The 12251-nt window shown below is 70.4% G+C and carries 9 protein-coding genes and 1 pseudogene; 5 read left to right on the forward strand and 5 right to left on the reverse strand.

Features of this window, described 5'->3' with window-relative positions:
* Positions 1–11 precede the first annotated feature (11 nt).
* Together traA and traB are read left to right on the forward strand one after the other, a co-directional pair.
* Positions 12–2147 carry an outer membrane exchange protein TraA family protein gene (gene traA / locus SYV04_RS38495; protein ID WP_422724017.1) on the forward strand — a complete coding sequence of 712 codons (2136 nt, stop codon included), beginning with the start codon at positions 12–14 and terminating at the stop codon, positions 2145–2147.
* Positions 2144–3790: an outer membrane exchange protein TraB gene (traB, locus tag SYV04_RS38500; protein ID WP_321551051.1), complete on the forward strand. Its 1647-nt coding sequence runs from the start codon at positions 2144–2146 to the stop codon at positions 3788–3790. Before traA ends, traB begins: the two co-directional genes overlap by 4 nt.
* 38 nt (positions 3791–3828) lie before the next feature.
* Here the strand turns inward: traB and SYV04_RS38505 are convergent, their stop codons facing one another.
* Positions 3829–5709 carry a lipase maturation factor family protein gene (locus SYV04_RS38505; protein WP_321551052.1) on the reverse strand — a complete coding sequence of 627 codons (1881 nt, stop codon included), beginning with the start codon at positions 5707–5709 and terminating at the stop codon, positions 3829–3831.
* 137 nt (positions 5710–5846) lie between these two features.
* Between SYV04_RS38505 and SYV04_RS38510 the strand changes: the two genes are divergently transcribed.
* A complete protein-coding gene (locus SYV04_RS38510; RefSeq protein WP_321551053.1) occupies positions 5847–6497 on the forward strand; it encodes an MBL fold metallo-hydrolase in 651 nt (216 codons plus the stop codon).
* 3 nt (positions 6498–6500) lie between these two features.
* On the opposite strand, the gene SYV04_RS38515 is transcribed toward SYV04_RS38510, so the two are convergent.
* From SYV04_RS38515 to SYV04_RS38525, 3 genes are read right to left on the reverse strand one after another with little or no spacing between them, the layout of a single operon-like run.
* Positions 6501–7235: a hypothetical protein gene (locus tag SYV04_RS38515; protein WP_321551054.1), complete on the reverse strand. Its 735-nt coding sequence runs from the start codon at positions 7233–7235 to the stop codon at positions 6501–6503.
* A 36-nt stretch (positions 7236–7271) separates the two neighbouring features.
* Positions 7272–8054, reverse strand: coding sequence for a hypothetical protein (locus SYV04_RS38520; RefSeq protein ID WP_321551055.1), 783 nt, complete (start codon positions 8052–8054; stop codon positions 7272–7274).
* 1 nt (position 8055) lies between these two features.
* Positions 8056–8955 carry a dimethylarginine dimethylaminohydrolase family protein gene (locus SYV04_RS38525; RefSeq protein WP_321551056.1) on the reverse strand — a complete coding sequence of 300 codons (900 nt, stop codon included), beginning with the start codon at positions 8953–8955 and terminating at the stop codon, positions 8056–8058.
* A 107-nt stretch (positions 8956–9062) separates the two neighbouring features.
* Between SYV04_RS38525 and SYV04_RS38530 the strand changes: the two genes are divergently transcribed.
* Positions 9063–10769, forward strand: a complete 1707-nt coding sequence (locus SYV04_RS38530) for a GTPase (RefSeq protein WP_321551107.1) — start codon at positions 9063–9065, stop codon at positions 10767–10769.
* A gap of 177 nt (positions 10770–10946) precedes the next feature.
* Here SYV04_RS38530 and SYV04_RS38535 read toward each other — a convergent pair.
* Positions 10947–11378, reverse strand: a pseudogene (locus tag SYV04_RS38535) (M23 family metallopeptidase); the annotation flags it as partial.
* Positions 11379–11582: 204 nt separating this feature from the next.
* Between SYV04_RS38535 and SYV04_RS38540 the strand changes: the two are divergent.
* Positions 11583–12242, forward strand: coding sequence for a TetR/AcrR family transcriptional regulator (locus tag SYV04_RS38540; protein WP_321551057.1), 660 nt, complete (start codon positions 11583–11585; stop codon positions 12240–12242).
* Positions 12243–12251: the final 9 nt, after the last annotated feature.

A 12251-nucleotide genomic window follows, 5' to 3' on the forward strand; every position in this document is an offset into this window, starting at 1 on the left:
TGGCACTGACAGTGCTTGTGTGCCTCGCGAGTACCGCGCAGGCGGCAAAGTTGCCTGATGTCGTCGTGACCGGCGATCCGGTGGTGCCGTCACCCGGGCAAAGCGGCACGGGACTGTGCGTTGCCAACAGCATCTCGACGGATCCGAACGTCGACTTTCCTGAGAGTACTTCGGCTTTTATCGGTGGGCTGAATGACTTCATGGAACGGACCGCAGCGAGCCGGGTGACTTACGTGCTCCGCGCACCGTTCGATCTGTCCAACAACCACACCAATACCCCTCAAGCGAGCCGAGGGGACTTCCTTGACGCCATTCAGGGGTGTCCCAGCTACGGCTGCGGTTTCTTCATCAACGATACGACGACACCCTTTGGCTCACGCTTCCGCGGGTACCTGAACGTCACTCCGGACATGGTAGGCAAAGTGCTTCACTTCGGTTTTTACACCGATGACGCAGTGAGCTTTACCATCTTCGATAAAGCCAACACTCAGTACCAGGTCATCAATCGGCCACCTGTGCGGTTCCAATACACGTGGCGAAGCACAAACAACGTCACCTTCCTGCAGTCCGGGCTCTATCCTGTCGAGGTCCTCTACGCGCAGGGCACGGATCACGCGGCCCTCGAGATGTCGCTCTTCGAGGGAGTTTTTTCTGATTTCGAGCAGACAGCAGCCACCTCGGCCTCTCTGAGGCAAGCCGATTTTCTTCTCGTTTCGCCTGAGAAGTTCTTCCAGACGGAAACCGGGCGCCCGTCTGGCACACCTACCGCGCCACAAGATCTCAACCAGTGCGCACAGTGCAACCGCGCCAATGCGAATACGCCCGGCAACGGTGGCTGTGGCCTGAACTCCGGCTTCTACTGCAACGGTGCCGCGCTGTGCGCCCCCTGTGACACCTCCCGGGTCTGTGGCCCGTCCTGTTCTCCCTGTGGCGCCAGCACCCCCAACTGCATCAACGTCAACGGCACCTTTACCTGCGTCGAATGCACCGTCGACGGCCAGTGCCCCAACGGCCGCTGCGACCCCTCCACCAACACCTGCAAGGGCTGCAACGACGACGCCGACTGTCCTCAAACCGGCCGCTGTGACACCGCCACCAACACCTGCCAGGGCTGCAACGACGACACCGACTGTCCCGCCGACCAGGTCTGTGACGTCCCCAATGCCACCTGCGTCGAGTGCAACCGCGACGAGGACTGTCCCCCCGACGAGGTCTGCGCCCCCGAGTTCAAGGAGTGCCGCGAGTGCAACCAGGACTCCGAATGCGAGCGCGGCAAGAGCTGCTCCAATCACCAGTGCGTCACCTGCTCCACCAACGACAGCTGCGCCGGCAACTCCTGCAACTGCTGCCCCGGTAACACCCAGTGCGCCTCCCCCACCCCGGGTGCCTCCCCCTCCTGCGTCGAATGCACCACCGACAGCCAGTGCCTCGGCGGCCAGAAGTGCGACACCATCAACGGCCGCTGTGTCGACACCGTCCCGGAGTGCAACACCTCCGACCGCTGCGGCGCCGAATGCGTGAAGTGCCCCACCGAGCGCCCCTTCTGTCTCGATGGCCAGGTCTGCGTCACCTGCCGCAATGACCTCGAGTGCGGCAGCGGCCAGTTCTGTCTCAGCGGGGAGTGCGCCTCCTGCACCACCGACCGCCACTGCGGCTCCCGCTGCGAGGCCTGTGAGCCGGCCACCCCCTTCTGTCTCACCGACGGCACCACCGCCGGCAGCGCCTGCGTGGCCTGCCGCAACAACTCCGACTGCGGCACCGGCGGCCAGTGCAACCCCGCCACCTTCACCTGCACCAACCCCACCGGCTGTGAACAGAACTGCGCCGAGCAGGGCCTGGTCTGCAACGGCTCGGCCTGTGTCCAGTGCTTCGCCGACGCCCACTGCCCCTGCGGTGGCTCCTGCGACCTGAGCACCAACACCTGCACCGAGCAGTGTGAAGACAGCGGCGACTGCCTCGGCGTCGAGTACTGCTCTCCCCTCACCCAGGAGTGCGAGCGAGGCCGCCGCAAGCCGGGCACCTCGCCTCAAGGCGGCTCGTTCTGCTGCGAGACGACCACCGCCGACCTCACCTCCACCGGCACCGGCGCCTTCCTCGCCATGCTCCTGGTGGGCTTCCTCCTCCTGCACTCCCGCCGCTCTCTATGAAGCGCTCGCTCACCACGGCCCTCGCCCTGGCGCTGGGCCTTGCCGCCACCGCCGCCACCGCGCAGGACGCGCGCTTCGATGTCCAGCTCTTCCGGCCCTCCGGAGCCCCTCAAGACGTGGTGATGGTGGGCCAATCCCGGCCCCTCGCGCACATGTCCGCCTCCGGCGGCTTCTTCCTCAACTTCTCGCTCGACCCGCTGGTGCTGGTGAACAAGTCGGGCGACTCCTCCAAGAAGGTGCTCAGCCTCGTCGGCAACCGCCTCCAGCTCGACGCCATGGCCACCGTGGGCGTCTTCGACTGGGCCGAGCTGGGCGTGGACATGCCCCTGGTGCTCGCCCAGGGCGGCGACAACCTGGAGGCCATCGGCTCCGAGGGCGCCATCAAGGGCTATGTCCTCGGAGACCTGCGCCTCACCGGCAAGGTCGCCGTCCCCGGCCTGCGGCGCCGCCCCGAGGACTCCGGCCTGGGCGCCGCCATCACCTTCGGCCTCGGCCTTCCCACCGGAGACCAGGAGGCCTTCGCCAGCGACGGCGAGCTCACCTACTCCCCCGGCCTGCTGGTGGACTACCGCTTCGAGAGCGGCATCCTCCTGTCCGGCACCGCCGGCCTCTGGGACCGCCCGGACCGCGTCTTCAATGGCACCACCGTCGGGGACATGGCCCCCTTCGGCATCGCCGCCGAGGTCCCCATCCTCCGCGGCTCCGGCATCACCGCCGTGGGCATGGTCCACGGCGCCGTCGGGCTCGACAAGCTGCCCGACGAGCCGCGCAACATCCCCGCCGAGCTGCTCTTCGGCCTGCGCTGGTACAGCTCCACCGGCCTCACCTTCACCGTCGGCGGCGGTGGCGGGTGCGGCTGCTCGCTCCAGGCCCCTTCGCTGCGCTTCTTCACCTCCATCGTCTGGGTGCCCGCCAAGACGGCCGAGTGGGAGGCCATCGAGAAGTTCAAGGAGCCGCCCGAGCCGCCTCCTCCGCCTCCGCCCGACTCGGATGGGGACTCCGTCACCGACGACCTCGACGTGTGCCCCAAGGAGCCGGGCCGTGCCGACCGTGGCGGCTGCCCCATTCGTGACGCCGACGGCGATGGCGTGGAGGACTCGCTCGATAAGTGTCCCCAGGTCGCCGCCGGTCCCGACGGCAAGGGCGGCTGCCCGCTGGTCCGCATCCAGGGCAACAAGATCCTCATCCTGGAGCAGGTGAACTTCGCCACCGACCAGGACGTCATCCTCTCCGAGTCCTTCCCCATCCTCGAGGAGGTCTCCCAGGTGCTCAAGACGCACCCGGAGATCAACCGCCTCCTGGTCGAGGGCCACACGGACGCGCGCGCCAGCGATGACTACAACCTGGACCTGTCCAACCGCCGCGCGGCCAGTGTGCGCCGCTACCTGGAAGAGAGCGGCGTGTCCACCGAGCGCCTGTGCTCGCAGGGCTTCGGTCGGACCAAGCCCCTGGCGGAGAACGACACCGAGGAGGGCATGGCCCTCAACCGGCGCGTCGAGTTCACCATCCTCCCGCCCGCCGCCGAGGGTGAGCCCCGCTGCCCCGGCGACCCCGTGGAGAAGCCCGGCAAGAAGAAGGGCGGCAAGCGCGCTCCCGCGTCCACGCCGCTTCCCGCCCCGACGAAGCCCGCCGAGAAGCCGTAGCGGCGGAGCTTCTCAGCGGGCGGACGGCGCCCGGGGCCTCATGCTTCGACGTTCCATTGGAGCAGGGGGCCCCGGTGGGTTCGCGCCCCCAGGCCCAGCGCGACGGGTGGGACGTAGAGCCCCAGTTGCTCGCGCTTCCACCACGCCCCCGTGCTCCGCCGCGTGGCCGGGTCCGTCATCCGGTAGTCGTACAGCACCGCGCGCACATACCGGGGCGGGCGCTCGGGGAACGGGTTGCGCTCGAGGAGCGCCAACACCTCCGGCGAGCCCTCCAGCAGCCGCACCAGCAGCGACAGGAACCAGCTGGGCGGCGAGCCCAGGGCCGCGAACCACATCTGCCAGTCCAGGCGCGGCTGGTGCGGGGCCACCTGCCGGGGCGCCTGGTCCAGCCGCGACACCTTGTAGCGGAACGGGTACTCGCGCCAGTGCTCTCCATCCTCCGAGCCCTCGATGGAGATCTCCGGCCGCTCCACCGTCATCACGCTGAACAAGCCATAGGAGTTCACCGCGCGCAGTGGACGCGCCCACTCCTCCAGGCGCTCCAGGGCCCGTGGGAGCTGCCGGGGCAGTCCGAAGCGGGCGAGCAGCTCCCTGGCGCCGAGCACGAGCAGCGGCAGGGCCGCCGCGCCTCCCAGGAGCGTGCGCCAGAGCGGCCGAGGACGCGCGGGCTCCACGGGGCCGAGGGGCAACACGCGCGCGAGGGCCTCGTCGTCCAACAACCACAGGCCGAGCACGAGCGACTGGAGGTTGAAGAAGCCGTAGTTGCCCGTGGCGAAGATGGTCCCCTGCAGCAGGCCGAAGAGCGCGAAGGCGAGCTGGCGGGGGCGCCTCGGCAGGAGGGTCAGCACCGGCACCGCGGTCTCCATCACCAGGGTGGCCGCCGTGGAGGCCTTCTGCAGGCGCTGGGGCAGCTGGTGGGCGTACCAGCCGCCACGCGTGGGCAGGGGCGCCGTCTCATAATAGTGGTTGCACGCGGTCAGCTCCCGCCAGGTCCGGTCTCCGGACTGGAGCTTGCTGAGGCCCGAGCCCAGGTAGAGGCGCAACAGGAGCGCCCGGAAGAGCGCCACGTCCAGCGCGGAGGGCGACTCCCGCCCCAACCCGGGCCGCACGCCGCCCGGCGCCGTCACCACCGCGAGCAGCCCCATCTCCAGCAGCAGGGCATCCCACTGGAAGGAGAGGAACTCGCGGCCCACCGAGACATAGGAGAGGTACAGGGCCCACAGCAGGGCCGCGCTCGTCCTCGGCGCGACATTGAAGAGCAACGCCAGCGACAGCAGCTGTCCGGCCCGGGCGCCGCGCACCAGCGCCGCATCGGACGCGTCCAGCCAGAACACCGAGGGCAGCAGGTGGAAGCGCTCCTTCCCCAGTGTCTGGAGCTGCTCCGAGCCCACCCAGTCCTTCACCGGGCGGATGCCCCGCGAGCCGAAGAGCCCCGGCACCTGCCGGCCCAGCGAGGTGAATGCGATGAGGAAGGTGCCTCCGAGCAACCTCAGGAACAGCCACCGCACCTGGCGATAGTCGGCGGGCCCCACGTAGCGCCGCCCATAAAGGAGTCGATCCAGCCGCGAGGCCTGGACTCGGTGGCTCGCGATGACGCGGTACACCCCCCGGGTGACCGAGCGCACGCCCGGGAGCAATCCCAACCGCGCGGCCCAGCGTGTCCCGCGTCGAGGCGACGAGAGGAGCATGCGGAAAGCGGCCTCGGCTCCCTGGAAGACAGCGCCGGAGGGCTCGATGAGCTGCATCGCACGCCGCGCCTCCTTGCGTCGGATGCCCAGCAACCAGCGCACCGCCGGCCGTGCCGGAAGGAAGCGCACGCGCCCTCCGGTGTGCGCCTGCCACCTAGTCACCCACCTCCGGCAGAAACCGCAGTCCCCGTCGTACAGCACCAGCGGTCGCGACGTCAGGCCCAGACGCATGGCTCTCTCCCGGTCTCTCCTGGGAAAGATGGGAGTCCCCCTTGCCCCTTCGAAGCCCCGTGCCTGCTCGCCTGCTGACCGAGAGGCCCAGCGGGCTCATTCGGGGGCTTTCCCGGGCAGTGCCTAGCTTTGCTCGCATGAGCGAGCCGAAGACGAAGGCCACGGACCTGGATGAGATCGTCCCAGGTGTCTACAACTGGCACGTGCGGGATGACCGCATCGGCGCGCGCAGTGACGCCTATGCGGTGGTGGACCGGGATGGTGCCGTCGTCCTGATCGACCCGCTGCCCATCGACGAGTCCCTGCTGCGCCCGCTCGGCACCATCAGCGCCATCGTGCTCACCGCGGGCAACCACCAGCGCTCGGCCTGGCGCTTCCGCAAGCTCTTCCACGTACCCGTGTGGGCCCCGGAGAACGCTCACGGCCTCGAAGAGGAGCCGGACAACTTCTACGCCAGCGGCGCCTCCCTCCCCGGAGGCCTGAGCGCGTTCCACACGCCCGGCCCCGCCGAGGTCATGTTCACCCTCTGGTGGCAGCAGACCCCTCGGGGCGTCGTGTTCATCTCCGACCTGCTCACCCACGAGGGGCGCGGCCGGCCGGAGTTCGTCCCCGGCCAGTACCAGGACGACCCGATGCGCACCCGCGTGAGCGTCCAGCGCGTGCTGGACCACCTCCCCGCGGACACCCTCTGCTTCGCCCATGGCGAGCCCATCGTGGGGGCGGGCAAGTCCGCGCTCCGGCTCGCGCTGGAGCTCGATGACGAGCAGCCCTCGGCGCCCGCGCCCTGAGGCTCACTTCGCCGCGGGCGTCTCCTCGAGCTGGCAGTTCATCGCCAGCTTGAGCACCACCTCTTCCAGCGTCACCACCTGCTGCTCCACCGCGCCCGGCGGCGCGCAGTTGGCGAGCCGCAGCGGCCGATCGCCCTGCGCCACCGCGGCGAAGGCCTGCGCCTGCTCCACCCAGCGCTTCATCAGCTCGGCGCGGTGGGCTTCCGGATTCTTGAGCTGAACCGCCGGCTCGGAGAACGTCGTCCCGAGCCCCGCCTTCTCCGCCGCCGCACGCGCCTGGTCTCCCACGCGGAGGAGCGCGGTCATCAGCTCGGCGCGCCCCCAGTAGTCCAGCGTCGGCGGCAGCGTCACCTCCAGGCTCCCGTGGACCGAGACCCTGCGGCCCACCTTGTTGTCCTCCAGGGAGACGGGCTGGACTCCGACCCCTCGCATCCGCACCGCCAGCTCCGCCTTCGTGGTGTCCTGCGCCGTGCGCACATACGGCTCCACCGCGGCCTTGAGCGCCGGCACCACACCGTCCACCGAGGCCGTGTCCTTCCAGAAGGAGAAGGAGACCACCATCAGATCCGGCCGCACCACCGTGTCGGCGCTCGAAGGCGTCCCCGGCACGGCCGGCATCGGGTTGCTCTTCTCGCGATAGCTCGACGCATAGGAGATGCCCCGGCCCCCATCACCGCAGGACGTCCACAGCAGGGTCAGCAGCATGCAGCAGGAAAGCAGCGAACGACGCAGGGACATGGCACGAGGCTCCACGGGCAGAGACGGTCCCGGGCCTTACTCCAGGGGCCCCTCGCGCACCAGCACGTGGCCTTCCTCCAACCCCGGCGGCACCAGGTGCAGCACCTCTCCCGCCTCAGCGCGCTCCAGCAGCCTCCGCAGCGCCGCCGTGTCCTTCACGGACACCCGCATCGTGGGGGCCACGGTGAGCCGGCGCTCCATGGCCGCCACCTGGCGCGCTTCGTCCTCCAGCTCCGTCTCGTAGAGGAAGCTCTGCTCCACATACTCATGAGCGCCCGGCACCCGCCCCACCAGCCGCAGCGGCCCCAGGCGCGTGTGGACGCGCACGCTCGGGTTGTGCCACTGCGCCACGCCTCGCAGGCGCCGCGCGCGCAGCATCCTCAGCGTCAGCATCTTCGCCCACATCCCGGCACGGATGCCGCGCACGAAGCTCAGCAGCGAGACTCCGATGAAGACCCCGGACACCACCGAGGGCGCCGCGTAGTAGGCCGCGCCGACGGTCAGCGCTTCGTCCGGAAGCCCCAGCCGCTCACGCGCCGAGTCCTCGAGCAGCCTCGCCGGACAGCGCAGCAGGCCGATGGCTCCCGGTAGCAGGTAGAGATCCGACACCACCCAGCTCGGAGTCCCCAGCGCACCGAACGCGAGCTGGTTCAGCTCCCGGTACTGCAGCACCAGCGCTCCGTGCTCCTCGGCTGGCAGGAAGGTCGCCGGGACTCCCGCGGGCTTCAGGTCCAGTGCCTGCGCGTTGGCGGAGGCACCCAACGCCGCGAGCGACAGCTCCGGGTGACGCGAGAAGAAGTCAGCGGCCAGCCCGTGCATGTCAGCCCTCGGCCTCCATTCGCGCCGCCACCGCGGACAGGCGGTGCTCCTCCGGGACGGTGAACGAACCCGGCTCCAGCCGCGCCTGGGAGACCAGGCACCGGGACGCGCCGCCCCCCTTTTCGCACAGCTCCCGCATGACAAACGGGATAACGCGCATGCCCTGCGCCTCCACCAGGGCTCGCACCCGCTCCGGGACCACGCTCGGCGCGAGCAGCTCCCGCCCGAACGGCAAGCCATTGGTGGCGTAGCGGCGGATCTCCTCTCCCGTCACCGGCAGCAGCCGCTCTCGGCCGAAGCGCTGCTCCAGCAGGGCGTGGGAGGCTGGCGTCATGACCTCCGCGCATACCAGCATCCGGTCCACCGCGGGCAGTGGCAGCAGGGCCATGTTGCCGTGGAAGGCGGGCTCGCGCAGCTCGATGCGCAGCACCTCGCCCGGGAAGTACCGCGCCGCCGCCTCCATGCCCTCGAGGTTCGTGCGGACTCCGTGAAAGAGGAGCGTCGCCCCGTCGAAGGTCGCCACGTCCCCATGCGCCTCCCAGATGCCCACGCCCAGGTCCACCACCTCCAGGCCCATGCGCTGGGCCAGCCCGGACCAGTGCGCCTGTTCGCCCTGGCGGTGAGCCGAGAACATGCGCGGCAGCAGGAAGAGCGGCGCGGCGCCCTTGCGCGCCAGGATGTGGCCGGACTCGGCGGCGTAGGGCATGCCGGTCAGCTCCGCCGAGGGAGAGGGCAGCGCCACCACCATCGCCCCGCGCGACTCCAGCGCTCGCGCGAAGCCCAGCCACTCCTGGCGCGCCGCGCGGGCGTCCACCTGCCCCGCGCCCTGGCTGCGGAAGTTGGCCCGTCCGCGCAGCGCCCACGTAGGCCCCGGCGGTGACATCAGGAATAGGTCGATCATCGCTTTCTCAGCTTATCCCGGCCTCCGGGCGGCAATGCACGATGGCCAAACGTCGATGCATCCATCTCTGGCCTCGGACGCGCGAGTCGATGAGGCTCTGTCCCCGCGTGGACGAGACCAACCTGCCCGAACCCGATGAGCTACAGCGCCTGCTCTCCGCCGTGGTGTCCCTGCCGGCGCTGAGCCCCCATGCCGCGCGCCTGGAGCGCCTTCGCCAGGACTATGTCCGCGGCGTGGAGCGCAAGGATGCGCCCCTCTCCGTCGCCCTGGTGGGGGCCACCGGCGCCGGCAAGTCCACCCTGCTCAACGCCCTGGCCGGCCAACACCTGGCCCGCGAGGGAGAGAACCGGCCCACCAGCACCGCCTCCACCGTCTTCGCCCCGGCCGGCGCGGACCTGGAGTCGCTCGCCCGCGTGGGTGCCTCGGTGGTGCGCTACACCGCCAGCCCCCACGGCCTGTGGGCCGGGCAGATCTTCATCGACACGCCGGACCTCAACAGCGTGGCCACCGCCCACCGCGACGTGGCGCGCGCCGCGCTGGAGCTGGCCGACGTGGCCCTGGTGGTGATGCACCGCGGGAGCGTGGCCGAGGCCTCCCAGCTCCAGTTCCTCGCCGAGTTCGCCACGCGCCGCGCCCTCGTCTTCCTCATCAACTTCGCCGACGAGCTGTCCGCCGAGTCCCGCGAGGCCCTCAAGGCCCAGGCGCGCAAGCTCGCCTCCGAGCGGCTGGGGCTCTCGCAGGACGCCGTGCCCGCCTTCGCCATCAGCGCCCGGTCCGCGCGCGAGGGCAAGGATGTCTCGGGCGAGTTCGGCGCCTTCCTCTTCCACCTCCGGGAGCTGGCCACCCAGGCGGTGGCCTCGCGCGTACGCCGGGGCAACGCCCTGGGCGCTCTGGGCGAGGTGGCCTCGCGGGTGGACACCGCCCTGCGGGACACCGAGGAGCTGATCGGCCGCACCCGCTTCTCCCTGGAGGCCGGCCTCACCCGGATCGGCGAAGGGCTGCACCACGACTTCGACATGCGCCTCGAGTTGGCCCACGGGCACCTCGCCACCGAGGTGCGCCGGCAGGCCGCGGGCCGCTTCTGGGGTCCGGCGGCCTGGGGCCTGCGCCTGTCCATGTGGGGAGCGGGCGGCCTCGGCGCCGCGACGCTGCTGTCCCGGACCAGCCTTCCGGTGGGGCTGGCGGTGGCCGCGGCCTCCACCGCGCTGGACGCGGTGCGACAGCGCACCCGCGCCCATGCCGCCGAGTCGGCGGTGGTGGAGCCCTTCGAGGATGACCTGACGGTGGAGGCGGCCGCGCGCGCCGCGCTCACCGAGGCCCGCGCCGTCGCACACGCCAGCGGGCTGGAGCCCGAGACCCTCGGAATCCCCAACACGCAGACCTTGCTGACGGAGTTGCAGTCGGCACGCGCGAGCACCTGGCGCTACACCGCCACCACGGCGGTGGCGGGGGCGGTCTCCGACTGGTGGAGCGTGGCGCGGTGGCTGGTGCTGCCGCTCATCAACCTGCCCCTGTTCGTCCTGCTGGGGCACGTGGGCTACCGCGTGGTGCGCGCCTACCTGGAGGGACCGCTGCTGAGCACGGAGTACTTCCTCAACGCCGGCGCGCTCTTCATGCTGCTCGCCGGCGTGGGGGCGCTCCTGGCCTCAGCGAGTCTCGCGGGCGCTGGCCGAGCCGCTCACCGGGCGGGCCGGGCGCGGTTTTCCCAGGCCCTCGCCACCCTGAGCGGGAGGCTGGGAGAGGCTGTCGATGACAGCCTTCGCCCCGGGCGGGAGGCCGCGCGTCGCCTGCTCGCGCTCATCCGCACCCGTTGAGAGCGACACCATCGGCTCGCCGACCTGCTGACGCTCGCGCGCCGCGACCATGTTCTCCTGGGACTCGCGGCACACCGGCGCGGCAATGCGCGTGTCACGCACCGGGTCGCCATAGCCGACGATGCGCGCCGGCACCGAGGGGTTGTTCCACCCGCGGCCCGACTCGCGCGCCACCTTGAAGTGCAGGTGCGGACCGCACGACCAGCCCGTGGAGCCGGAGAAGCCGAGGAGCTGGCCCTGCTTCACGCGCGCGCCGGACTTCACCACCACGGCGCTGAAGTGCAGGTACTGCGTCTCCAGCCCGTCGCCATGGGAGACGACGACGTAGTTGGCCTGCGGAGCGAACTTCTCGTCGCAACCACCTTGCGTGCTGTCACCGCGCGCCAGGCGCACCACCCCGTCCCGTGCGGCGACGATGGGGGTGCCTTCCGGCATGCGGAAGTCCCACGCGTAGGTGTCGTTGTGCTTGTGGCTGCCCGTGTCGTGACCTTGGCTCACCGTGTAGATGCGGCCGCAGGCGAACGGAACGCCGACCTCGGGCATCGCCGCGAGGGAATTGGGGGAGACCACCGGAACCGAAGCGAGGATCAGGAGGGTGGGAAGGATCATGGTTGGGGCCGCCTCTCAACGGAGGGAGATCCTTCGCATATTCCGTGACCCTATTTCGCTAGTGGGCCGGCCGCCGCGCGGACCAGGAGAAAGGCCCTCGCTCGGCCAGCTGCTCACCCGTGCCCCGCATGGCCCTCCCTCCCCTAGGCTGTTAAAAACTCTGACTGACTGGTCACTTTTTAATCGAAGAGGTAGAACGAGGGCATGCCTCCCCGTAAGGGCACACCCGCCGAGCCACCCCCGCGTCCCCGCCGCACGCAGCAGCAGCGCCGCGAGGAGACGCGGCGCCGGCTGTTGGACGCCACCATCGAGGTGCTGGTGGAGCAGGGCTATGCCCGACTCACCACGGTGGAGGTGGCCCAGCGGGCGGGCGTCTCCCAGGGCGCCGTCTTCACCCACTTCGACACCAAGGCGGACCTGCTCGGCGCGGCGGTCGAGCACCTCTTCCCCCGCCTCATCCAGGACTACCTGGCTGGCTTCGGCGGGCTGACCAGCAGCACGGACCGGGTGAGCGCCGCGGTGGAGATGCTGTGGTCCATCTTCCAGCGCCCCGAGCTGCAGGCCGCCATCGAGCTGTACGTGGCGGCGCGCACGGACAAGGAGCTGCAGGCGGCGCTGGCCTCCATGGAGGGCCCCCACCGGGACAACCTGGTGCGCGTGGCGCGCGAGCTGTTCCCCGAGGGCGCCTCGCACCCGGACTTCGAGGCCGTGGTGGAGCTCGTCATCGACGCCATCCAGGGCAGCGCCATCGCGCGCGTGGCCCGGCCCGACCACCCCGCGCTCCAGCGGATGCGGCAGGTCCTCACCCGCTTCGTACGCAGCAGCTTCTCTCGCGGCCGGCACCGTCCGCTCAAACGGACTTGAGGAGGTCAC

The sequence above is a fragment of the Hyalangium ruber genome, assembly GCF_034259325.1.
GTDB classification, from domain to species: domain Bacteria; phylum Myxococcota; class Myxococcia; order Myxococcales; family Myxococcaceae; genus Hyalangium_A; species Hyalangium_A rubrum.